Genomic DNA, 23,672 nt, shown 5'->3' on the forward strand with positions numbered 1-23,672 from the left:
ATGTTTCAATATCAAACTAAAGTTGTTTCGGTAGGAGAATACGCCAAAGATTCTCTTGAAGATGATATGGTTATTTTATTTGGTCGCAAAGCTCCACTAGAAGTCCAAAATTATTGTTTTATTCATTCGGAGTCATTTCTCGTAGGAGAGATAAATCATAATACGACATTGTTAATTGGTGATTTCGCATACGTTATCACTGCAGTAGGGGATGCTGCGAACCTCAACTTAGCGAAACTAGGTCATGTTACGTTAAAGTTTGATGGGCGACGAGAACCAGAGCTCCCTGGAACAATCCATTTATTAGGACCTAAGCTCGTGACGCTAAACGAAGGAGACAGTTTAATTTTTGGTTGATAAAAGTAATTCAATTGAACGATAGAGCTTCGTAAACTATTACAGATGGCTTTTAGTTTACTTTAATCACCATAACACTGTAATGACGCCGCTTACGATTGCAAAAACGATGGTGTATTTTCTCGATTTTTAGACATTGTCTGATGTCTTTTCTTCGTCAGTCTCCTTTGCCTTCCAATATATTCTTTGAATTTCTCTCATAAGAAAGTTTCCGATCGCTCTGAATGTTCTTGAAATTTGATATTAAAAGAATGATGTTATTTTTCCTGTCAACATAACTTATCATTGGGGAAAATAAAGTGTGAGAACTTTATGATAAATAAAGATTTTATCTGTGAAGTTTTTGTGAGTTTCTGCTGTTAATTTGAGGGAAAACTAATAACAAGGAGAAGTCAGTGAAAGCCCCAACGTTACAGCCAGAGCTCAACAGTTTTGTTGGATCTTCATTAGTTGGATCGACACAACGATTCACATTTCTTTATGAGGCGTTTTCAGAGTTGTCTGCGGACGATCAAGCTTTATTTGAGGAATACGGGCAAGGTCCCTCTGCAATTCCCAAATATTCGTGTTTACATACTGCAATTGAGGCGATAGCTAAAATACAACCTGATGATATTGCAGTTGTTCATGACAATAAGACTATTACCTATCAAAAACTAAATGAAAAAGCCAACGCTTTAGCCGCTTTTTTACGTGTACATGGCGTAGAAAAAGGAGATGCAGTAGGTTTATTTCTTACGAGATCTATTCCTATGATTATAGGGATACTTGCGATACTTAAACTTGGTGCTTGTTATGTACCTCAACATGCGGGAGTTGCGCCTGCGAGAGTATTAAAGCATGTGATAAATACAGCAAAAATCAAAGTTGTTTTAACACTATCTGATTTTTCCGATCTTCTTTCAGAATGTGAAAGTCAAAAGTTATTCTACTTAGATGAATTACTCCAAACATTACACGTAGCTGAAAACTTAGAGCTGCCAATAGTAAGTTCCGACTCAAGATGTTTTATCTTGTTTACATCAGGTACTACTGGCACACCAAACGGTGTACAAGTTACGCACAAAAATGTCGCAAATATTGTGATGACATCGCCAGGTAACCTTGGGATAACCCCAGGGATGAAAGTAGGGCAGATATTAAGTATTGCTTTTGACATGTGTGCATGGGAAATCTTTGTCACACTTTGTCATGGTGCAACCTTATTAATACGCGGTAAAAATATCCAAGAGACGGTTAGTCAAGCAGATGCAGTTATAGCAACACCCTCAATACTAGCTAGTTTAAACCCTGAAAGCTGTCAATCCATCCAAGTTGCTGCGGTAGCGGGTGAGCCTTGTCCTAAACCATTAGCTGATACTTGGGCTTCCTTCTGCCGTTTTTATAATTCCTGCGGACCGACTGAAACTACAATTATTAACACTGCTCAGCACTATTCAGTGAATTGCGATGAACTAACAATAGGAAAGCCGACACCCAATAACACTGTGTATATATTGAATGACGATCTAAAGCCTTGTGCTATAGGTGAGGTCGGTGAAATGTGGGCTGGTGGCTTATGCGTCACTGCTGGTTATATTGGAAATGAAGAGCTCAACAACGACCGCTATCGTCAAGACCCATTTCTTGGCGGTGATTACAAAATGTTCCGCACTAGAGATTTGGGTAGATGGACTGAACAGGGTGAGTTGTTGCATTTAGGGCGGACAGACGATCAAGTCAAAATCCTTGGCTTCAGAGTCGAGTTGGATTCCGTTTCTCGAGTATTGGAAAAGACACCATCTTGTCATCAAGCGGTAACGTTAAAGGTTGATTGCAAAACTCTTATTGCCTTCGTGACTCCTAGAAATATTGACCCGGAACAAGCAAAAGAGACTGTTAAAAAACACCTTCCTTATTATTGCATTCCTAGAGTTATTGTCCCTCTTGAGTCATTGCCTAAAACTTCAAGAGGAAAAATTGACAAACGCCAGTTATTGGCTCTGTACGTCCAGTCACAAACACCTCTTATGGAAGGCATATAATGAATTCACTTGAACAAAATAACATTGTATTGCCAAAGCAAACATCTTGGTTTCGTCGTGTTTGGTCTTATCCTGCAATGGAGCATTATTACCGACTCATGTTTTTAGTGCTCGTTATGAATCTAGCAACACTATGGTATGGGGTCGTGAACGCTGCTTGGTTCTCGGCTCAGTCAATAGCGTTATTAACCATCGCAAATATGGTTGTATTGAACTTAACCGTTGCTGTTTTAGTTCGGCAACAATATGTCATAAACTTTTTATTTTGGCTCGCGACAAGAGCACCAACTTCTTGGCCTTTGAGCATTCGTTGGCACTTAGGGAAGATCTATCACCATGGCGGGCTTCATAGCGGCAGTGCGATTGCTGCCACTGCATGGTTTACAATTTTCGCTGGAAGTGTGGCTTATAGTTACCAGTATGATTTAACGTCTATCTCAAGTCTTACTATCGGTGTCAGTTACGTGATTCTCGCGCTATTGATACTGCTCGTATTTATGGCATTACCTAACATTCGCAAGAAATATCATAATGCGTTTGAAAAAACACACCGTTTTGGAGGATGGAGTTTACTTACGTTATTTTGGGTTCAAACCTTCTTGTTAGGCGCAGACCTTCAACCAGAATTGACTGCAAGCGCATTAATGTTGTCTTCTTTCTCATTCTGGTCTTTAGTCATTGTGACATTGAGCGTTGCTTTACCTTGGTTCCGACTTCGCCGTGTGCCGGTTAATATTGAAACTCCGTCAGATCATGTCGCGTTGTTAAAATTTGACTATGGTGTAACCCCTTTTGCTGGTTCATCGACCGCGATTAGTACTAATCCTTTAATGGAGTGGCATCATTTTGCTAATGTTCCGAGCCCTGGCCAGTCTGGTTATCGATTAACTGTATCTCGCGCGGGAGACTGGACTGGAGAGCTAATCAAAACGAAGCCCAACCATCTGTGGGTGAAAGGCATACCCACTGCCGGGGTTGCTAATATAGAAGTTCTTTTTAAGCGCGTAGTATATATCGCAACAGGTAGTGGTATCGGCCCATGTTTACCTCATCTATTAGCTAAACAAGTACCAATGCATTTGGTTTGGTCAACTCGATCGCCCCGAAAAACGTACGGCGATGAACTTGTTGATGAAATTCTTTCTGTTCAGCCTGATGCAGATATCTGGGATACAACTGAAAAAGGAAAGCCGGATATGGTGAAACTAGCCTATGCAGCATATAAAAAATTTGATGCTGAAGCGGTTATCTGCATATCGAATCAGAAACTTACTAAAGAAGTGGTATTCGGCTTAGAAAGTCGAGGAATTCCCGCTTATGGCGCAATTTGGGATTCTTAAATGATTACTTCTAGGAGGCTAAGTAATGACGATTAAAATTGAAAAGATAGACCGTGTCATACTCGTTACTATCAATCGCCCAGATAAACTGAACGCACTAAATACTGTGGTTATGTCTGAGCTTATACAAGTACTGACTAAGTATGACCAAGATCCGGAGGTCGGATGCTTTGTGATAACAGGGACTGAACGAGCGTTTGCAGCAGGAGCTGATATCGCGGAAATGTCAGATAAAAGCTACGTTGATATGTTGAGCATAGATTACTTTTCAGGTTGGGATATGTTTTGTGCAATCAGAACACCAAAGATAGCCGCTGTTTCAGGTTATGCGCTTGGTGGTGGCTGTGAACTGGCGATGATGTGCGATCTTATTTTTGCTGCAGAATCAGCATTATTTGGTCAACCAGAAATTAAATTGGGTGTTATCCCCGGCATTGGAGGAACACAACGACTTCCTCGCCTCATTGGAAGATCAAAAGCAATGGACTTAATTTTGACGGGGCGGTCGATGGATGCATATGAAGCGGAAAGGTCGGGTCTTGTAGCTCGAGTAATACAATCTAATAACCTGTTAGAGGAAACAATTACAGCTGCTAAGCAAATCGCTGGTTATAGCAAACCTTCTGTTATATTGGCTAAAGAAGCAATAGACCGTGCCGATAATCTGCCATTAAGTGAAGGAGTGTTGTTTGAGCGACGAGCATTTCATTCGCTATTTGCAACCTTAGATCAGAAAGAGGGAATGAATGCGTTTTTACAAAAACGCGCCCCGAAGTTTCAAGGATGCTAAATTAATTATAGAACTTCACCTTTGAGATTATGAGCAAAGGTAGACAAGGAGATGTATAGTGCGGTCTATCTAAAAAGTAAAAAGGAGTAATAGATAGACCGCGATGATGGATGCTAAGAGGGCAGATAACTAGTACTCTCAAAAGGTTTTTTAGGGGGCTCAAATGTATATCATTCTGGCTACGATGTTGCTTGTCTAAACAGTGGAATCGAAGCTCTGAAAATCATCGGTTGGCCACTACTTCTTTCAATATAAACACAATAGTAAAGGCTCGATCTTATTGTTTAATCGGCTCAACTATAGTGGTTAGCGCATTGGCTACGGTTTTTAGATCCTCTTCTAATCCACCAACCAAAATTATACTCGACTTTCCAACTGGCATAGTAAGAGTACTGTAATTCACCTTATTGCTATAGGATGGATCTGTGCTAGTTACATTAGTTAAGAAAACGCTAATATTTCCCTTTTGACCTTGCAGTATTAGATATAACGCATCTTCACCGCCAAACCCACAATGGTTCAAATAGCGCACGTCGTAAGGAATATTTTTTGAAAATTCGTAATTAAAAGGACTTAACTTGGCGTTTATTTCGTCGAGTGATACATTTTCTTTTATATTTTTTACAAAATCGTGATCTCTTGTGACTCGTTTCATGGCAATGTCCGCGAGGCTTGCGTTAGCACTACGAACGAGAACATTTTTCCATTCTATTTGACTAATAAATAAACCGGTTAAAAAAGCCACTGATAGTACTATTATCGTATTTTTTTGTGCGAAATGTTCCTTTAATGTTTTCATCTTTATTTAAATGTTAATTTTTAGGCGCAAAGAAGGGTTTGATTGAATATGACTTTCAATTGTTAACGTGCACGTCTAAATTCGCTATTACTGTAATTTACAAGTACTACGCTTTGTTCTTCTAGGGATTATACCAATGAAAGTCTCATATGTGTGTTAGGTTGAGTTTTATCTTATAATGCCTCCGTTATCCTTGCTGAAACGATTCAGTTGGAGGATGTTAATAAACGATTAGGTTTTTAGCAACCTTGCTTTCTTTTAATTGTGAACAACTTCTACAAGTTAAAACGAGATAAAAACGCATAAGTTTTCAGGGTATGATTCTTTAAAGCTTATGATGAGCACTCATAAACCAAGAAAAACTGAAGATATTGACTTTATTGGACAATGACTAAATGAGAAATATTACATACAAAATGGGTTATTATTTTGCATGTAGTTAACTTTTGTATCCGTACAAACTCATTAGTTAAGGTTAAACCTTGTGTTAAAGAAAAATACTTTATGAGCATTTGCTAGCTATAGTTTTACCAACCCAATAAACTTGAAACAAAGCAAACCTTTAAAATCAATCGCTTGGATTTTTTGACTTTAGAACTTCTGGGATATTCAACGACAGGAGTAGGTTTTAATTGGTGCTGCCTGGTTCGACTTAGTTACATGAAAGGTTTCGGAGAATTAAGATAGGAAAGTATGATTTCGCGTGAAAACGGTAGTTAGTGAGAGTTTTATATGGTGATAAAACTCTAGCACTTGCTACCGCTTTAGTTTTTAGTTTTTAGTTTTAGCTTATCCCCGTAATGAACCGTTTTGTGAAAATTTCGTTTCTTATTCAAAAACAGAATCTAATCGGGTACGCCTTTACAGCTCCCTTGTATTTGCTAAGGATCCACTACACCCTAGTGGAAGGAATACCCATTTTTATGCTTATTTCTATATTAGGGGGCTTGATTTCACTTAAGGTTCAAAAAATCAATATGGGCGTGCTGGAGCAACTAATCTTAATGGTAGTTCTTCTTCAAGAATATAAATATCACCATTGTCGGTATATAGGGTAAAACCAGCGTTAACTGGGACGACCCGTTCTATTCTTGCTGAAATTTTTTGGTTTCTATAACTACCTCCGGCTTCTTTAAAACCCCATGTCTTTACCATCACATATGGTTGTTCGGTAGATTGGTAATCTTTTACAAAAAGGTATGCTCCTTCATTAGAAAAGAGTTTTCCTGCTTTGCCGGATATATCGACTCCCCCTATATCTGAAAAACCTACATAGCTTGGGCGATTGTTGTCGTAGTAATAAAACTTAGTGTATTCACCAAACTCGACTTTAGCATCCAAATCCCAAATCCCTTGCCATGAAATGACAGCGCCATCGGAAAGAACAGCAGAATAACCATAACCATTTGAAGCTACGTTTACGACGTTGGTTAACTTGTGATCATGTTTTACTGGCTCAGAGTAAATGTTGCCGCCTGTAAAGATACTACCCCAAGTTACCACTTCGCCTTCAAATGTAGTTGCTGCAAATGAATTAGATGCGGCCTCAATAGACTTAACGTTGGTTAAAGGGGCTTCTAAGTTATAACTAACCGATTTTTTTACAGGTTCGTAATGTGCTGGAATCGTGACTTGTTTTTTTCGCCAGCCGCAAACAGGGTCAACGTCGTAATAACCTTCTTCTAATCGACAAGTTTTAGCCGTGGCAACATATTGTTGCTCGAAGGTATAATAGTCATAAGAGAAGGTACCTCCGTGTGCACTATTTCCCCATACACCAACACTGTTGTCTTGCGTTATATAAGCAAAGGCATGATCATTATTTATTAGAGATTGAACACCGTCACTGACATGCTCCCCTTGTGAGTTAGAAAGAGAACCCCAGCGATAGAGATTGTTTTGGTCAGTTAAGATTGCATAATTGCCAAGGTAGGAGTTTTTCAATTCGGAAAACTCAATAACTCTACCAAGTAGGGTTGAGCATGATTTACTGCCGTTTTTTATGTTGAAGATACATGTTTCTCCCTGATCAGATTCAGTCGCTAAACTCTCATTGCTGCTAAAAATGGCGTTTACACTGCTGACCAGTAGTTTCTCAATCTTATCATCTTTACCAACTAAAAAGACATTTCCCGCTTCTGTCAATACAGCGAAGTATTGATCTAAAACCCTTATATCTTTAATTCCTTCGGAGTTAATAAAGGAGAGGTGGTCATTGTTGTGATTTACAGGTCCCCATACATAAAAGTTTTCATTGCTCTTGACTCCACCAAATGCGAATTGAGTTGCAAAGATTTTTTTAAATCCAGAATTTTCAACAGCAGGTAGCTTTTGAAATCGTCCGACAGCTTGGTATGCCATTGAACCATCTAAGATGTGATCCCATTCGAGAATAGTCCCATCGTTATACAAGGTTACTTTACTGTAGTCATTTGAAACCTGATCAATAGGAAAAGCTTTCTGGAAAGTCTTGGTAAATGTTGAAGAAGGTTGGTCATGATATTGGAGATTGATAGAAACCTCTATTGGTAAAATATGTTCTCCTTTTGAAAGTGTATAGTTACAACTGTCGGATGCTTTCTTCTTGTCAATTTTCCACGAGCAAGTAAATATTTGACTCCCATCAAGCACACCATCTGTTGAGGCTAGTGCTAACAAACTATCTTGACTTGTATACTCATTTTCTCGGTGAGATGAATAAAGCTCAGATTTAAGCCTAATATCGGTAATCGATATACCTTAGTTCGGAGAAGGAGGGTTGGGTTGTGATGGAGTGATATTATTATCGTCGTTTCCTCCGCAACCGACTAAAACAAGCAAAACTAAAAATGGTGATTTGAATTTCATATCTCTACTTCTTAAAGACATAATTAGCGTGAGGGTAGTGGCTATGGCTCTTCTTTGTCCCCTCAACTGCCTAATTGTAATACTAACTACATGCTCAACCTTGCGTTTTTCAGTATACTTTATAAGTTTCAGAAGGGGTAATGATTTTAAATGTTGCGAATTAGCCTGTGCTTGGTGATTTATACCGAAAGAGTAGGCTTTCGATACACTAGAAAGAGTATTAATTTAAGGGGTGTCTTTATCTTATTTACATTGAAAAAATAGACAATGAACGGCAATTTTCAGACAAAATTCTGCTTGTTCTCTCTCGTATATTACCTTTGTGGTCAACGCGATGTAGTGCAAACACGCTCTTTTTCAAGTCAGTATCTAATACAGTCACAGCTATGTTAGTTTCTCCATTACGATCCTTATAATCCAGCGTATTATAAAGTGAACCATAAAACTATCATTCGAGTGTATGGGTTTGTATTGATTATTCTGTGCCAAGCGAACTGGAACGGTTCTGCCGGATCTTTGATAGTGCTTGCCTAGCATATGGTAAAGACCATCTACTCACTCTTAAGGAGATTGGTGTTTTACGCATAGTGAAGTATTTCATCAACCAACAATTGTCCTTCGTCGTCAGGGTCGCCAGCATGAACAATCGTGTCGGCTTTTTGATGAAGCTAAGCACGGTTTGAAGTTGGCTTTGGTGAGGGAAGTTTTCTCCGCGATATAAACCATCATAATGCCTCCTAGTGTTCGCTTGAGCCTTCGACGTAGGTGTTCCCTGCGTTGCCGAAGTAATAGGTTTCCCCGTACTGCTCGCCATCTTGGAACGTCTCAACGTAACTGATGGTATGCGAGCAGTATTTTGGGCTTGAAGTCCCCTCTTTGTGGTTAATATGGCAGCTCTGGTCTTTAATGATTTGGCTCGGTCGAACTTCTGTTTTATTGCATCGGCTCCAGTCTTTGCCGGTTTCCCACTTCACGCATTCAACGCGTGGTGGGATGTAGGCTGCACGACCATCGCGAGCAAACATTTTGGAATCATTAGACGGAGTGCCAATAGGAACGTCACCTGAAAACAAACAGGACGTAAAGCTTGGAAGGGGAGGCTTGAACTTTTTAATACGCTTTACGAACGCTTTCTTAGCGCCGCTGCAACCACTTGGAAAGCCAGTTGGAAGACAAAGCCAAATAGCGCACTCATCGTCGCTTGCAGCGAACACAGGTTGAACAGGCAATAAAAACGCCGCTGTGATAGCGACCATAAACAGTTTGTGTTTCATGGGATGTTCCTCAATGGAGTTTAAGGCGTGGGATTTCAGGGATATTTGCTTCGGAGTATTTCACTCGCTCTGCGAACACAGGCTCTTCAAAATAAATGATTTTCTCTGCAATGAAGGGGCGTTGGTTCTCTTTCAAAATCAGGGTTTTGATACCGAGCTCTTTCGCAATAGGATGCTTCTCAAAGCCAAGCTCAACGATTTCATGCGGCATCATCAACGGGCGTTTCAGCTCATCTTCACTGGTTGTTCGGCTTGAGCCTTTGCCCGTACTGCGGCTGATTTTGCGCTTTTTCACCGTTTTAGTACCCAAGGTGTCAGAGAGGCGGCGAACGTTGTCGTCCACTTCTTTTGGTGGATACACCACCTTGACGCCGTGGTTTTTGCGAATGTTTTTCGCGTTTTCTCGGCCGTACACTTCTTCGAGTTGACCTTCGTCTTGGTAAATGGTCAAAAATCGCAGGTTGTAGCCTGCGGTGTAGCTGATTGCTTTTTCGATTTGCTTGACTCGACCAAGGGCCGTGAACTCATCGAGCAAACCCAAACACTGATATTTCAGGGTGTCGTCGTGTTCAGGTAGGGTGCGGGTGTTTTCTGAAATAAGTTGCTCGAAGAATAAGTTGAACAGCTTACCGAAATTTTTGAGGTTGGCGGGTTGGCAACCGACGTAGATGGTCATGCGTTTTTTGCGCAGCTGACGAAAATCAAAATCGGAGCCGCTGACGGCTGCTGCGGTGACTCGGTCACTGAATATTGCTAACGGACTAAGCAAGTTACTTTCAACGCTCGAATACGTATCTTCAGCCATCGACAAGCAGTTATTGAACTCAAAGCGAGCATCGTCTGAGACGTAGTCGTTTTTGATTTCTCGGCGCATCCACGCTCTTAAGCCTCCCTCGATGCCGCCAAGTTTCAGCACGTAGGGCAAAGAGGGCGTGATGCCTGTGATGGACTCGGTATCGAGCATCCAACAACTGAGTCCCTTAAATAGCTTACCCGCCAATTCGTTCCAAATATCGCTCTTATCCCCAGAAATTGGGTATAAGCTGCTAGCAATATTGAGCACATCGCTTACTCGAAATACGGGACTTCTGCGAACGTAGTCGTAAGGATTCCATTGGTGGGTGCGTAGCTCTTCGCGCTCTCGCGATTGCTCATCAATGGCATACCCATCTGGCGCAAACAAGAAAACGTCTTGGCCGCATTGCTGACGAAACCCGCCGCTTTTGACCAAGTTCTCGAACTTAATATCGACACAAACCAACGAATCGGGATAGGTCACGCAGTTAGGGATAACGATGCCGACCCCTTTACCGCTCCGCGTTGGGGCAGGGACTTCAACAAACTGCGAGCTCTCTAGCTCGATGAAACGGCCTTTAAAGCGGCCTGTTGGCATCTTGCCTAACAAGATGCTTGGCTTCCTGTTCTTGGCTTTTGGGTTAGGAAAAAGACCTGAGTTCGCCAAGTCCATGTCGGTCGCGAACTTCGCACTGCCGTGGATTTCTTCTTTTTCTTGGCTGGCAATGGCTATCACGATAGTCATCAGCGTTGGAAACAAAGTGATGGCGATACTCACGGCCACACCAATCACCAAGAACTTCTTGATGTCAGGGTTGTGGCTGTAAGTTTGCCACTGGTCAAAGAGGCTGTGATACGTCAGGTGCTCTAACGAGATATTGGTGAGCTTGTAATAGGCAGCGCCGCCACCATACAGGCCACCAATTAAACACAATAGGGTAAAAAAAAGGAACATGGCGAACAATATTCCTTTTTTCTTTTTCGATAGCGCCATGATTTAGCCCTCGCTTAACAGTCGATTCTTCTCGACGGGGTCGTAAAAGAGTTCGACGAGGTGAGTGTGTTTGAAAAAGGCAATCACATCGATGCTGGTTCGAATGGTTCGCATGATGTGGTGATAATCGAGTGTTTGGCCGACTTCGGATTGTTTCACTAATCCCGCCAGTCGTGCGGGTGTGGAATAACAGTCGTTGGCGTGAATGGTGGTGATTGAGCCTTCGTGTCCGGTGTTGAGCATTTCAAGGTACGTCCATGCCTCATCCCCGCGCAGCTCGGCCAGCAACACATGGTCGGGTTTCATTCGCATACACGACTCGATGATTTGTTTCGGGGTTAAGCCGCCTTGTTTGTAAAACAGATGAAGGTGATTGGGATGGTTAGGTAAGTCGAGCTCATGCACATCTTCAATGGTGAAGAGGCGCATATCGGTGGGGTATTCATCCACCATTGCTTTCATCACAGTGGTTTTACCTGAACCAGTGCCACCGACGAGTAAGATGTTGAGCTTGCTCTTTACTGCCATGCTAAAAAATTGCGCCATGTCGCCATTTTGTCTGAGCGTAAGAAGCTGCTCTTGAATCGGTGTTAATTCAACACGGTTCACATCCATTTCTCTAAAGCCAGAGAATCGACCGCTTTCTTGGTAGCTCGACAGCGCAAATCGAGTGAGAGAAGGCTTGCGGATGGTCATGCTGACAATGCCGTTTTCAGTGGCAGGGGGAATAGCAATTTGGCCGCGCTCACCATCAGGAAAAATGACTGAGGCGACAGGATTGGCTTCACCGAGAGGAATGGTCAGCCCCGCGAACGTGGCTAACGCTTTTGCAAGATTGCTGCACATGTTTAATGATAAGTTTGGCAGCGCGTCGCGCTCCCAACCGTTACCACGATCAAACCACACCTCGTTAGGCCGATTGATGGCAATCTCGGTGAGTCCTTCTAAGTCTAAGTAGTGGCGCAGCCCGGTCATGTTGAGTAATTGATTGACCGTTGCGGCCTTATCGATGGTGTTCATGACTATCCTCTGCGTTATAGAGCGTGCTTCGCTGCTCGATTTCTTTTTGCACCTCAAGCCAATAATTGACGAATTTCGGTGAGGCATGAGCAAGAAAGTTAGGGGTGATGATGTTGAGGCGCTGCGCGAGCGCGATATCAAATTCAGCTAGGGTTTCCATGGACAATCTCCAAAGTCTTTATCCACGCGTAGCGTGTTACTCCTTTTGTCTCAACAAGCGCTACGCCCGTTATTGCAGCCAAAAGCGAGCCTGGTATTGAGGTAAGTTAAGTAGGAAGGTGGTTGGTCCATCGGGTCTAAAATTTTACATATAGATCATTTATGTAATCCCGCGGACCAACCGAATTTAGCGGTTACTCGAAGGTGTACACACTCGACATATCAATGTCGCGAGCAACAATGATGTTGATGCGTTGACCGATTTGGGTGTAACCCGTTGGTGAAATGTTGATGCTACTCTCAAGTGCCTTCTCTGCTATGTTGCTGGCATTCTCAGTTGAGCTATCAAAGGTAATATCACCATTAGATGAAGCGGCTTTTTCCGCGAGAGCGCCAAAAGCATCATCAAGGAAGGACAGTAATATTGCGCCGCCAAAGCGCTCTTTAAAGTGATTATCGACCCAAGCCTCGTTACCGCTTGCGCCGAGGCGACCTGCACCCAGTGAATTGATGCGAATGGCTATCCCGTTCGGCGTCTCGATATCTGCCCACGTTGTGAATACGCGGTTTTTCCCTGCTTCTAACTGGACATTTTGCGACCCCGTGAGCAGCGAACCGCGCTCAACCAATAATGCCTTACCATTGGCGCTGTAGACATCTTGAGTGACGCGACACATCACAATGCCCTGATAGTCAGAAATGACCTGACTGTAGAGTGCACAAGGAATGATTGAGCCATGTTTGAGCAAAAAGTCTAATCCTCCTTGCTTGCGCTTGGAGGCGTGACCCATTGCGAAGGTCGGTGCTTCATAGCTGTTGTCGTAAGAGGCAGGTTCAGGCGTGCTTTGACCACTGGCAGAGCTGCCGCTTTCAACGTTGACCATAAGACCACCCATTAAGCGACGCTCTTGCGAAGTCGGTGGCGCATTCTTGTCTCGCTTTGATGTGGTGGAAGATTGCTTTGCGACATTTGGCTCTGGAACGCCCGCTTTAGGCACGATGACTGGTTGCTGCTGCGTTGCTTGCGCTTTGGCTTGCTTGAGCTCTTGTTCTCGCCTCCATTGAGCGGCGCGTTCTTGCTGAACTTTGTCTTTTTCATGGTCACGTTTGGCTTTCTCAAACCATGCACTGTCGTTGCCGACCGTGCTTTTTTCAACGCCAACCACCTCGGCAGTAGACTCTGGCTGTAGGGGCTTTGTTTCCACTTCCGCTTCACGAAATTGATTAATCGCGAACAGAATCCCCACTACTACGACGACCAAAGCGAGTATCACCAAAGCGATCACAATGACCGCTTTGTTTTTCTTTTTACGACAGCTCACTGTGAGCTCGCCACGGTCGAGGTTGGCACTTTCATAAGCGCTTGGGATGGTGTTGTCATCGCTCATGTTCGTCCTCCTTAATGACGCGAGTGGCTTTAATCGAGGTCGCTTTTTGGTTGTGACCAGCGAACTCGACAAAGTGAGAAAGCACCCCTAAAACACGCTCACCAAGGCGCAAGCGGTATTCATTGGCAACCGAATGGATCACGATAGTGTCTTGCTCAATGTGGTAGTTCACTAAAGACTCTTTGCCGTCGGTGTTGATTTGGTAAATCACAGGCAGTTCGGCGTTTTTAGAAAACTTCATGCAGGTGAAGCGACCATTATCCCACGCGTAAGCAGGGGATAATTCCTCATCGCCCCACTTCACGTAACGGAAGTTGTATTTCCCATCGGTACAAGGGGCTTTGAGAGGGGTAGGGCTGGCTTTCTTCGGTGTTGGGTAACGCATTTTTACCACGTAGAACGGCTGTTTATTGGTGAACAGTTCAAATGAGTAAGTGCGCCCTAAATCGCTTACGATGGTTAAGTTGGTATTGGGCTGTTTGGCTTGAGGTTTAAAGAACACGTTGTTACCGCGCACGTTAAACCCCCATGCGGCGGCATCACCCATCCCTAAACCAGAGTGCTCGCCAACAATGGTTTCATTCTTGTCGAGCTGAATGAGGGTGGCGACGCCCACTTTGGTGCGTATCGCAATCACATCGCTAGGGTCGTACTCTGCATACACGATGCGGCGGTCTTTGCCTTGATGCTTTGGTAGGGTTAAGGCGTGGGTGGAGAACGCCATCAAACACGCCAAAGAGACAATCAGTTGTTTCATCATTGGATCACCCTGTTTTCTTGATAACTGGTGACTCGGAAACCAAGTGGGTTAAGTTGGCGCTCTGATTCCGTTTTGATTTCCTTGAGGTAATCAAAGGTAACGGTGGCGCTCCATTTGGTCGGTAGGTAAGAGGTGTCAGGCGTGTCATCGCTATTGAGTACCACTTTGGTGAAGGACACTTGCGCGAGCATTTGGTCTTGACGGGTTGGCAAGAACGAAATGGAAACGTCTTCTAAGTGGATTTTCTTATAGTCTTTGAACACTTCGACAGGGGAGTTCTTAGCTCGTAGCTGCATGTTGTAAGCGCTAAATACATCGTGACGACTGGTGAGTTTGATGTAGTCAAAGGCATCTTGAACGGTTTGCCATTGGTAAGAGCCACGAGTAATGACGTAACGATTCAACCAATGCTTATCTAACGCTTCGCCGTACGTGATTTCTCTTGCGTCAGCGAGTGGTTGAATGATTTGAGTCATACCTGTTTGTGGGTCGATGTAGAGCAACCGATAGTCCACGGTTTTTAGTGGCATCATTACAACAATCGCAATGCCGAGAACCAACGCGAGAAAGCTAGAGCCCGTTGTGACTTTCCATGCGGTCTTCGCGTTTTTTTTGGCGATTTCAACGCGGTCTTGCTCGAACTGCTTAATCTCTTCGAGGTACGCATCAGCTTGTTTTTGATGGTTGGCGGTTGGTTTTTTATCGGCCTTGGCATGATTGTGTTCCAAGGCAGAATCGATGGTTGTGCTCATTGCATGTCTCCTTGGGTGTACAAATCAGCAAGGTTAACTTTGGAGGGGTTAACCGGAGTGATATTGCCTTTTGGCTCCGGTGGCGGCGGTGGAGTGCTAGAGCAACCCACAGTCAAACACGCCACCAATAGCAGGGTGAACGTCTTCATAAAAATGTCCTTTTTTAGATACAAAAAAACCGCGTAAAGCGGTGCGGTGTCTAGGATGAGAGTGTGAGGAAGGTGTTAGCCTGGTCTAATTCGGTTTTTGAACTTATCGCCTAATGACTTGGCGCCACTGTATGTGCTTTTTCCAGCTTGGGTTGCAGCCCCTGCGCCACCTTTAGCTGCGTTGCTTAAGCTTCGCATTCCCATCCCCATATTGCTAACTAAGCCGTTAATACCAACGCCACCCGATAGGGATGAACAGAACACAGGTATTTGGACAGAGATTAAGATGCAGCAACCAAATAAGATAAACATTACGAAGATACTACTTAGGGTCATTTTGTCTTCACCATTAAATACTATGTATTCGATAGTTTGGGTGAAAATGCTGAACGCTAAGGGGTAAACAATGGTTAAAAGTACATAATTCAAGCATTGACCACTCCATGTCTTGAACATGTCTCGTGTTGAGGGAAAGAAAGCGAACATGATAAATAGTGGGCCAAGTATAAGTAAGAAGCTGACCATGACCTTGGCAATTAATAGGTATGCCGTAGCTACAAGTAAAAAGGGCATATACCCTAGTAAGATTAAGCAAGCTGAGAAGATAAAAAGTATAGAGCGAGACCACGAGTCGGTTAATCCAAAATTTGCTTGCTCCCATACTGCACTGAATTGCTTCAACATGGTCTCAAACATAGTCTGCAAACTCCCGCTTCCTGTACTCCCAAGTAGTGAGCTAGAAATATCATCTCCCGAGTAGTACACCATAGGAACTATGCTGTTTAAGTACCGCGAGGTGTTAAGCGCTACAGTAGTACAGAATGCTAATGAAGCCATGAATTTTAACGACTCCATTATCAACATGTTTTCAGCATCATAGAGCGCCTGAAATGCAAGGTAGATAGCATATAAAACAACGCACGCCCCAATTAGGGGCGTGATAGTGGCTGCAAATACACCAACGAAGCTGGCGATATTTTGCTGTGTTATTTGATGAACGAAGTCGAAAAGCAGGTCAAACATAGAGCCTCCTAATAGGAAATACCATCCCCATTCGTAAATTGGTCAAAACTATTTTCAAGCAGAGCTTTTCGAGCGTTTTTGCAGTTCTCGTTTGGTGTAGCCGAGCTTTTCTCACACTCACTATGAACTGTTTTAGCTTCTTCTAAGTGCTGCGAGTAATATTCGGTAGTTTTTGTTTCATTCCCACAACCAGCAAGAGTTGCAGACACGAAAAGAAGGGATATTAGCTTTTTCATTAGTAACTCCTTATTAAAATTTAATGCCATCACCATTCGTAAAGGCATTGTACTGCTTGTTAAGTTGTTGCTCGTTTTCAAGTTGTTTCCGGCGTTCTAGCATATCTGACATTGAATCCATCATGCGTTGCTCGTTTTGCATCCGCATAGTTTCAAAGTTGATGCTGTTCGCTAAGTCTTCTTTGGCTGCTGGTGTTGTTGCGGTGCCAAACTGATTGAGTAGACGACTCATTCGTTCGTTACGTTCATTGCTGCGCTCATAAAGCATTTCCTGAAAACGAAGTTGTTTCAGTTGCATATCATAGCGCCTCTGTATCACGGGGTCGTCGGAATAAAGGTCAAATTCAGAACGTAAGTCGGATATATCATCAACTGCTTCATACAAATCACTGTATGCACTGAGGTCGATCACATCGTTTAAGTTCGGGTCACTGAGTATTTCTTCGAATCCATAGTGACCTTCGACCATCGATTTATAATGCTCCGCTTGGCTTTTGAGTTGATTAAGGCGGTTGCGAGCTTCGCTTATCGACTGCGTAAACTCTTGAGCTCGCTGCGCACTATCAATCACCATTTGAGTAATACCCGCAACGTCAACAACGGGGATACCTGATGCTTGTGTTGAGGCGTTCAATGCTAATGCAATGCATAGGGCAAGCGTGGTTCGTTTAAGCATGGTTATCTCCTTTTCAGTAGTTCAGGTATCCACAAATCAGGATCATGGCCTACCTCTGCGCGAATGGTTTCACACAGCACAATATCATCAGTAGAGCCTGAGATAATCGGTAGGAACTCATCAAAGCCACCTAAATCCAGCTTTGCAAAACAACTGGTGTTCGATTGCTTAATGAGCATGGTTCGGCTTTGTTTATCGAGCGCCTTGAGCTTATCGAACTCACCTTTGGTCAGGTTGCATTGCTTGTAAGCGTCATACTCTGCATCAGGGTTAGGCAAGTACACTTTGGTTGCTGTTTGTTGGACGATCGCAGGGAAGATTTCACAATGAATCGCATCTTCTGGTGACTGTGATGACAGCACCATAAATTCATTCATTAAACGTCCAGTCTTTAACGTTCGCTTCATCACCGCTTGGGTGAGAGGAAAGTTCGCTGGCATCCAGAACTCTTCCACAATGGTTTGCAGTAACTTGCCGGACTCTTGTATTAGCTCTTTTAAGAAGAACAAACAGGCAAGAATGGGCTCACTAGCAGGATGAACATGGCCGCTTGAATCCTTCTCTAGTAGCAGAGTTGAATCAAAGCCAATGCGATCCATTGTTTTTGGGTTGAACTGGTTATGAGGTGAGTCTAAACACCAAGCGAGCTTACCGTTTTCACTGCGACACCATTTGCTGAGCCTCATGCGCAAATCCGGATTTTGAATGGATTGCAGCATCATACTGAGGCCGCGCATTGGCGCGTTAAAGGTCATCACGCTGTCTATCGCGTCTTTGATTTCCTGCTCATCATGAGCGCTGATGTGCCCTTGTGAGTCTTGCGCCAAGCGGCAAACAAGATGGTTTAAGAAGCTAACGAGTTTTGGTGACTGCTCCAATTGGAAAGGGTTGATGCCTGTATCTTCGCCTTCCTTAATCGAAAAGTATTCACCACCAAACGCTCGAATAAACAGCTCGGTAGAGCGTTTATAGTCTATACAAAAGATTTGCTGATCAAAGCGAGTGAAAAAGCCAGTAAGTGTGGCCTCTAGCGTGGTTTTACCAGAGCCCGAAGCTCCGAGGAGCATGGTGTGTCCTGTGCTCTTTTCTCCCGTATTGTTTTTGCCTATTGTCGAGGCATGACAGTTAAAGTGGAACAGGGAGTTAGACAGCGTTTTTAAAGGAATGATAGCGCTGCCATCACCAACCGGATTGCCTATTGCTTTGCCTGTTGAGTAGTTATGCAGTGACCACGTCGAGACAAGGTTAGTAATAGTTCGTGGAGAGGGTTTGATGCGCATCTTTGACGCGGGAAGGGCGCTTAAAAACGAGAACTGAGACTTGAGGTTCGAACGCTTTAATACCGTGCCTTTAGCTAGGAACTGACCATTTAAGTCAGCACTATCTATTATCACTTTATCTGGTGAGTCACTAATAACGACCAGAGATGCGTGATAGTCTCCAAAACTGACCGCGCCAGAAGCAACATAGTCTCGCGCCGCTTGCAGCTCTTCTAATTCATGTTCCGCGTTGTCACTGGACTCAATGAAGTTGACTTGCCTGTCTATTATCTTTTGAGCTTTGAGGGACTGCATGAAGATCATGGACTGAGTCAGAATAAATTCAGTTGGTTGACTTAAGACAAAATCCCACATCCCCATTTCTGTTGCGATTGGCAGGGCGTCAAGCTCGAAGAAGGTGGCGAACTTGGTGGTCTCGTTGTTCGCATTGCGAACTTCGAGCAAGTCGTGACCGAAGTGCCAATCACTATGACCGATATAATTGCGCACTTTTTCTGACGTAAGTGGCTTAGGTTGGTCGTTGTAGTTGAGTAGGTAAGAAAGAAATTCAACGTGTTCACAGCGGTGATCATCACCAACTTCAAGTACTTCACTATCAAAACGCCTTAATGCGGCTGAAACCGTCTTGAGAATATCACCAAGCTCATCTTCTCCTTCGGTGAGTGTGCCTTTGTAGTTGAGCACAAAGGTGATGTAGTAACGGACACTGAAAAAATCCTCACCGGAAAAGTCTTGCAAATAACGATCAGAAAAGCGCTGCATGAAGTCGCTCTTGAAGCTGTAGTTGGCTTCAAAACGTTCTTTGCGTTTGATGATGTGTGTCCAAATAGCAAGTTGACTACCGTACTTTTTAGCGAGGGTGCTAAGGATGTTTTTCACGAGCTCAAAGGAAGGTTTGAGCGTGTTGTAAGATTCTGACTCGAAAGGTATCCCGTTAAGGCTTATGGTTGCCATGATTTTGGAGTCATCCAAAGAAAGCATGGTTCGATTGATTGGGTAACCATAAGCAGGGAGGTCAGTCAGGGGTATTGTTTTTAAACCATTCGCTGACATGTTGCTTTCTCCTGAATGGGTGATTATCGATAGAAGTGAATGAAATGGTGTTGGACTGGCAGCGAAGGCGAGTTAAAAAGCCTTTTACCTCCCATTTCATTTCATCGATGGCTCGGCTGTCTTCCTCGCTGCGAACGCGGATATACAGTAGTCCTAAAGCAATAAAGGCTGGAAAAATCAGCCCTTTTACTCCGAAGAAACTCAGCCCAAGCCAACCAGTCAGCAGCATCAACAACATCCCTGTAATGAGAGGGATGATAGGTATCCCTAGCATGAGTGGTTTGCGAGCCAGTGAGTTATAACTGGCGTATTGATCTCGTTCTTCGTCATACATGATTAGCTTCCCCAAATAGACCAAGCGTAAGCAACTGCCGCGACGATACCGCCAGCGCCTGCCGCTTTAGCGATACTGATGCCCACATCCCCCCACGTTTTTTTCTCAGCCAAGGCCATGATGACCATGTAGGTACTATATAGAAAGACGGCTGAGCCTAAGAGTTTGTATGCCCATGCTGCGACTTCATCTACCCAGTTCGTTGCCTCATCCAAGCCTCCTGCGGCGATAGCTGGATGGCAAAAAAGAACAAGCATCATGGCGATGAATGCCACTTTTAGGCTGTTGTATGTTTGCGTGTTTGAATTAAGTGCTTGCATTGAATATTTCCTTATTAATTAGAGAAGTCACCAAAGACATCCCATAAATGGGCTTGCTTTGGTGGTGTTGGTTTTGAAGGTTGAGAAGACTCAAAGGGTGAGCTGTAAGATTCAGTAATGGTGTTGGAGGGAAGTTTCTTTGCTTGGTTGAATTTCTCAACGTAGCTCAGTCCTTTTTCTCTTTCACCTTGATAGCCTCGTGTGAAGTTATTGGAGTAATAACAAGAGGCGGCATCATCAAGTAGTTGTTGGTGTGCCTTGTTTGGTACTTGCGCTTTTGCGCGGTGGTAACACTTAGCGTAAATATCCGCTCCGACCTCAATGCTTTTACAAGCGTCAAATGCGGTTTCGATAGTCATGCCATAGGCGGGAAAGTTCTCTTTGTAGATTTGCATCAATCCCAAGCTGTACTTAAAGCCTTGCTTCTCTAGATCGGTTGCAATTTGGATGGCTTCTAGTTTGGTCTTAGGTTGATTGATAGGTTTAGCTCCAACTACAGCGATAGCGTAGGGATTACGAGAGCTTTCATTATCGATGAGACGTTTGAGAATGCTTGCGTCAACTTGGCTTTGGCAGGTATTGAGTAGAGGGATTAACGCGCTCAACTCAAGGAGCATGTTTTTCCTCCTGTACGACACCAACCGCTGATATGGTTGGGTATCGTTTTAAGTGGTCTTTTAAACGGATCGAATATTCGTCAACCAAGGTTTTCACTTTGTAATTACCTCGATACAGGCAAGGTACAACGCTTTTTCTTACCCTGATAGGGATCTTAATGGACGTTTTAAACACTATCTCATCAAGCTTGTTTTGTGGGCTGTGATGAAATCGTTGTACGTGGTCAATTAAGCGAAGGGAAGCTTCCTTTTTTAAGGAGCGAAAAGAGCGTTGAGAGGCTTGGTTGAGAAGATCGTATGTTTGTTGGTCGAGGGTGAGTTTTCCCTCTATGAGCTCTTTGTTATCCATGTGAGACTCCTTTCGTCCCAAGATTGGATCTTCTGGATTAAAAAAACGCTATGCTTTAGCGCGAGGGGGCATGTGTCGGTCGAACTTAGTCAGATGGTCACTTAAACGGAAGCTTGCTTCTTGCCGTTTTGTTCGCTTGTTGAACTCGGCAGATTCTTCTAGTTTTTGGTTGGTTTCAGAGTCCATATCGAACCAAATTCCAGTTGTATCTTTTTCTGCGTTTTGTAGCATTTCATTTACCTCATTGCTAAGAACTCACGAGCGTGAAACCGTCTGAAGTGATTACGTGTTCGCTCTAGTTCAATGTCATGTAACGTTCGTTCTTTTGTTGCTTTATCGACCTTTGATTGAGTTCTTAGGTAGCGATAAGAACGAAACTGTTTGAGTTTTTCGGTCATAATTTTTTCTCCTTACGAGAATGCTCTTTCACTTTCATCGGCTCAGAGCAAAACCGAACCCAGCCCGTTTGCGAGACGTCGGGTGTGTTTGGGGAATATTTCTCTCCACTAAGTGTTTAGTGGGGCTTCCCCGTCGATAAAACTGATGCAGTGGAGCACGTTTCCAACGTTCTGTTGCGGCGTTTTATCTGCCTAGGCACAAATTAACAAAGAGCAAAGTTTGTATGTATATTTATACATATGTTTTTCAGTTGGTGTCAAAGTTAAGGACACCAATTTTGTGTACAGTAGTTCACAGTTCTCATATTCTATTTGAATGATGGTTTTATTGTAACTTATTGAATTTTAAGGGTTATGGCTTGAGTCGTGTCAAGGTCGACTTTTGTCGGTTACTGTCGGTCTTAGAAAAAACCAGGGGGGAAGGAGGCGTTGAAGTAATTGTCAGATGTTTTACTATTTCGATATCTAATGTTCAGAACCTTCTAGACTCTAAAGCATCAGATTTAGTGGCGGCATTCGTGGCGGCACTCGTCATTTTAGGTCGGTTTTTATCGGTTATTTTGGTGTTTAACTACTGTGTTTATGAACAGTTAATTTTAAATAACATATTGATTTAAAAGTGTTTCATTGTTTTTTTATGAAATCCAACGGATAAACTTCATAATGATCCCTTGATGTTCAATGGATGAGTGTCCTTGTATGTCATGCAACGAACTTACGTAACGAAGTCGTTGAGCGTAGAAAGCCGTTGCATGAAAGGGCGTAGTCTATCAGGTGTTTGGTTTTGACAAAACCATGTATTTTATGAGGAAAACAGACGTTTTACCCAACCAAATAGCCCGCTTGCTTTTACTGGGTTAGCTTCTTTACCAAGATAGAAACTCTGCATTAAATCGGTACGAAAAGCATCCAAATCCATGCGCTTAATCACTAACTCATGTTGTAGGATATTTTGCGTTTGCTCTGCATGGTCATGAGCAAGGCTAAAATCCATATTTAGATAGCCTTGGGTGTATAGCCATAAATGCGTCACCAGTACTAAGTCTTCGGCCGACTGATTGGTGAACTTTTCCGCGTGCTCTTCACCAAGCGTGTCGTTCAACACTTGCTGCATGTGGTGAGTAGAGGTGGCATGTTGTTCATACAGGGCGCTGGCTTCGATGTGAGATTTAGTCAAAAGCCCAAGCATATGCAGCGCAGGGGCTGTGTCAGGCTTGTTTTCACATACTCTAATGAACAATGGGGCTTGTTCTTTTGTCCAACGTCGCCTTGCAGCCTTATGCTCATTAACGAAGGGAATGTTTTTGAACCCCATTTCTTGGATCAGTTCATTAAGAGGCGTCATTACTTTGCAATTCCTTCACCGTCACTTCGACGTGTTGTTCGTTAATATCAACGAAAATAGAGGTGCCGGTAATCATAACAGATAGGCTAGTGCCACGGTCAAGGTGTTGTGAAATCAAGTCGATAGCATCGTAGTCAAGGCTTGCCACATCCACTGGAAGCATGCCAAATTTGCCCGCCATCTTATCCCACCAAACGGAGGCTTTGGTGTTGTAGGTATAGACTTTTACTTTCTTAGCCAAACGGGTCGCTTTCTTGATGCGATCTGGTTCTGGTTCGCCAATCTCAATCCAGTGAGTGATAGATTGGTCGTCCTCTACACGCCACAAATCTGGTTCTTCTGTTGTAGATAGACCCTTAGTGAACTCAAGATCATCTTGTGCATTCAAGCAGTAGGCGAAAATACGAGCCAACATGCGCTGTGGCTTTTCAGAAGGGTGAAGGGCGATAGTAAGATTTTTTGAATCGTAGTAATCGTTGTTCATATCAGAGATTGCGATACGAAACTTGTAAATTGTTGGTTTTAGAGCCATAGGAAGTATCGATAAATGAAGGGCAAAAAAATAGCCAGCTAAAAGCTGGCTACCATATCAA

At 43.4% G+C, this 23,672-nt stretch carries 26 protein-coding genes; 4 read left to right on the forward strand and 22 right to left on the reverse strand.

What is annotated here, in order from left to right; genetic code table 11:
- From AACR11_RS29585 to AACR11_RS29600, 4 genes are all read left to right on the forward strand, one after another.
- On the forward strand, positions 1-357 hold the full coding sequence (locus AACR11_RS29585; RefSeq protein ID WP_017188834.1) for a PTS glucitol/sorbitol transporter subunit IIA: 357 nt from the start codon (positions 1-3) through the stop codon (positions 355-357).
- Between the two features lie 395 nt (positions 358-752).
- A complete protein-coding gene (locus AACR11_RS29590) occupies positions 753-2,381 on the forward strand; it encodes an AMP-binding protein (protein ID WP_029790198.1) in 1,629 nt (542 codons plus the stop codon).
- Positions 2,381-3,721 (forward strand): membrane protein, encoded by a 1,341-nt coding sequence (locus AACR11_RS29595; RefSeq protein ID WP_029790199.1) that lies wholly within the window; start codon positions 2,381-2,383, stop codon positions 3,719-3,721. The genes AACR11_RS29590 and AACR11_RS29595 overlap by 1 nt, the downstream gene beginning before the upstream one ends.
- A gap of 25 nt (positions 3,722-3,746) precedes the next feature.
- Entirely contained in the window at positions 3,747-4,511 is a 765-nt protein-coding gene (locus AACR11_RS29600) for an enoyl-CoA hydratase-related protein (protein WP_047515443.1), read from the forward strand.
- A gap of 277 nt (positions 4,512-4,788) precedes the next feature.
- On the opposite strand, the gene AACR11_RS29605 is transcribed toward AACR11_RS29600, so the two are convergent.
- The 22 genes from AACR11_RS29605 to AACR11_RS29710 form a co-directional block, all read right to left on the reverse strand.
- Entirely contained in the window at positions 4,789-5,310 is a 522-nt protein-coding gene (locus tag AACR11_RS29605) for a DUF3379 family protein (RefSeq protein WP_047515446.1), read from the reverse strand.
- Between the two features lie 972 nt (positions 5,311-6,282).
- The gene (locus AACR11_RS29610) at positions 6,283-7,968 is read right to left on the reverse strand and encodes a hypothetical protein (protein ID WP_223295795.1); all 1,686 of its coding nucleotides are present in this window, start codon (positions 7,966-7,968) and stop codon (positions 6,283-6,285) included.
- Between the two features lie 926 nt (positions 7,969-8,894).
- Positions 8,895-9,431, reverse strand: a complete 537-nt coding sequence (locus AACR11_RS29615) for a conjugal transfer protein TraL (RefSeq protein ID WP_079325413.1) — start codon at positions 9,429-9,431, stop codon at positions 8,895-8,897.
- Positions 9,432-9,441: 10 nt separating this feature from the next.
- Positions 9,442-11,181 carry a type IV secretory system conjugative DNA transfer family protein gene (locus AACR11_RS29620; protein WP_079325415.1) on the reverse strand — a complete coding sequence of 580 codons (1,740 nt, stop codon included), beginning with the start codon at positions 11,179-11,181 and terminating at the stop codon, positions 9,442-9,444.
- A gap of 42 nt (positions 11,182-11,223) precedes the next feature.
- On the reverse strand, positions 11,224-12,240 hold the full coding sequence (gene virB11, locus AACR11_RS29625; RefSeq protein ID WP_079325417.1) for a P-type DNA transfer ATPase VirB11: 1,017 nt from the start codon (positions 12,238-12,240) through the stop codon (positions 11,224-11,226).
- Positions 12,224-12,400 carry a hypothetical protein gene (locus AACR11_RS29630; RefSeq protein ID WP_189338783.1) on the reverse strand — a complete coding sequence of 59 codons (177 nt, stop codon included), beginning with the start codon at positions 12,398-12,400 and terminating at the stop codon, positions 12,224-12,226. The genes virB11 and AACR11_RS29630 overlap by 17 nt, the downstream gene beginning before the upstream one ends.
- A gap of 193 nt (positions 12,401-12,593) precedes the next feature.
- Positions 12,594-13,787: a TrbI/VirB10 family protein gene (locus AACR11_RS29635; RefSeq protein WP_079325425.1), complete on the reverse strand. Its 1,194-nt coding sequence runs from the start codon at positions 13,785-13,787 to the stop codon at positions 12,594-12,596.
- Complete coding sequence (locus tag AACR11_RS29640; protein WP_079325427.1) at positions 13,777-14,547, reverse strand: TrbG/VirB9 family P-type conjugative transfer protein; 771 nt, start codon at positions 14,545-14,547, stop codon at positions 13,777-13,779. Before AACR11_RS29640 ends, AACR11_RS29635 begins: the two co-directional genes overlap by 11 nt.
- Positions 14,544-15,299: a virB8 family protein gene (locus AACR11_RS29645; RefSeq protein ID WP_047515455.1), complete on the reverse strand. Its 756-nt coding sequence runs from the start codon at positions 15,297-15,299 to the stop codon at positions 14,544-14,546. The genes AACR11_RS29640 and AACR11_RS29645 overlap by 4 nt, the downstream gene beginning before the upstream one ends.
- The gene (locus AACR11_RS29650; RefSeq protein WP_170926996.1) at positions 15,296-15,448 is read right to left on the reverse strand and encodes a hypothetical protein; all 153 of its coding nucleotides are present in this window, start codon (positions 15,446-15,448) and stop codon (positions 15,296-15,298) included. Before AACR11_RS29650 ends, AACR11_RS29645 begins: the two co-directional genes overlap by 4 nt.
- Positions 15,449-15,523: 75 nt before the next feature.
- Positions 15,524-16,471, reverse strand: a complete 948-nt coding sequence (locus tag AACR11_RS29655) for a type IV secretion system protein (RefSeq protein ID WP_079325429.1) — start codon at positions 16,469-16,471, stop codon at positions 15,524-15,526.
- An 8-nt stretch (positions 16,472-16,479) separates the two neighbouring features.
- Positions 16,480-16,707: an EexN family lipoprotein gene (locus AACR11_RS29660; protein ID WP_047515459.1), complete on the reverse strand. Its 228-nt coding sequence runs from the start codon at positions 16,705-16,707 to the stop codon at positions 16,480-16,482.
- 13 nt (positions 16,708-16,720) lie between these two features.
- Positions 16,721-17,383 carry a type IV secretion system protein gene (locus tag AACR11_RS29665; RefSeq protein ID WP_047515460.1) on the reverse strand — a complete coding sequence of 221 codons (663 nt, stop codon included), beginning with the start codon at positions 17,381-17,383 and terminating at the stop codon, positions 16,721-16,723.
- Positions 17,384-17,385: 2 nt separating this feature from the next.
- Entirely contained in the window at positions 17,386-19,716 is a 2,331-nt protein-coding gene (locus tag AACR11_RS29670) for a VirB4 family type IV secretion/conjugal transfer ATPase (protein ID WP_079325431.1), read from the reverse strand.
- Positions 19,679-20,050: a hypothetical protein gene (locus tag AACR11_RS29675; protein ID WP_050569153.1), complete on the reverse strand. Its 372-nt coding sequence runs from the start codon at positions 20,048-20,050 to the stop codon at positions 19,679-19,681. Before AACR11_RS29675 ends, AACR11_RS29670 begins: the two co-directional genes overlap by 38 nt.
- A 2-nt stretch (positions 20,051-20,052) precedes the next feature.
- A complete protein-coding gene (locus AACR11_RS29680; protein WP_029790213.1) occupies positions 20,053-20,370 on the reverse strand; it encodes a hypothetical protein in 318 nt (105 codons plus the stop codon).
- Between the two features lie 14 nt (positions 20,371-20,384).
- The gene (locus AACR11_RS29685) at positions 20,385-20,987 is read right to left on the reverse strand and encodes a lytic transglycosylase domain-containing protein (RefSeq protein WP_047515463.1); all 603 of its coding nucleotides are present in this window, start codon (positions 20,985-20,987) and stop codon (positions 20,385-20,387) included.
- Positions 20,977-21,336, reverse strand: coding sequence for a TraY domain-containing protein (locus AACR11_RS29690; protein WP_029790216.1), 360 nt, complete (start codon positions 21,334-21,336; stop codon positions 20,977-20,979). The genes AACR11_RS29685 and AACR11_RS29690 overlap by 11 nt, the downstream gene beginning before the upstream one ends.
- Before the next feature lie 48 nt (positions 21,337-21,384).
- Entirely contained in the window at positions 21,385-21,567 is a 183-nt protein-coding gene (locus AACR11_RS29695) for a TraY domain-containing protein (protein ID WP_079325433.1), read from the reverse strand.
- A 5-nt stretch (positions 21,568-21,572) separates the two neighbouring features.
- Positions 21,573-21,734 (reverse strand): hypothetical protein, encoded by a 162-nt coding sequence (locus AACR11_RS29700; RefSeq protein ID WP_162860697.1) that lies wholly within the window; start codon positions 21,732-21,734, stop codon positions 21,573-21,575.
- 802 nt (positions 21,735-22,536) lie between these two features.
- Positions 22,537-23,079: a hypothetical protein gene (locus AACR11_RS29705; RefSeq protein WP_029790218.1), complete on the reverse strand. Its 543-nt coding sequence runs from the start codon at positions 23,077-23,079 to the stop codon at positions 22,537-22,539.
- Complete coding sequence (locus AACR11_RS29710) at positions 23,066-23,611, reverse strand: YaeQ family protein (RefSeq protein ID WP_005453677.1); 546 nt, start codon at positions 23,609-23,611, stop codon at positions 23,066-23,068. The genes AACR11_RS29705 and AACR11_RS29710 overlap by 14 nt, the downstream gene beginning before the upstream one ends.
- Positions 23,612-23,672: the final 61 nt, after the last annotated feature.

Origin of the sequence: Vibrio sp. L85, from assembly GCF_963871815.1 — a bacterium.
Taxonomy (GTDB): domain Bacteria; phylum Pseudomonadota; class Gammaproteobacteria; order Enterobacterales; family Vibrionaceae; genus Vibrio; species Vibrio harveyi.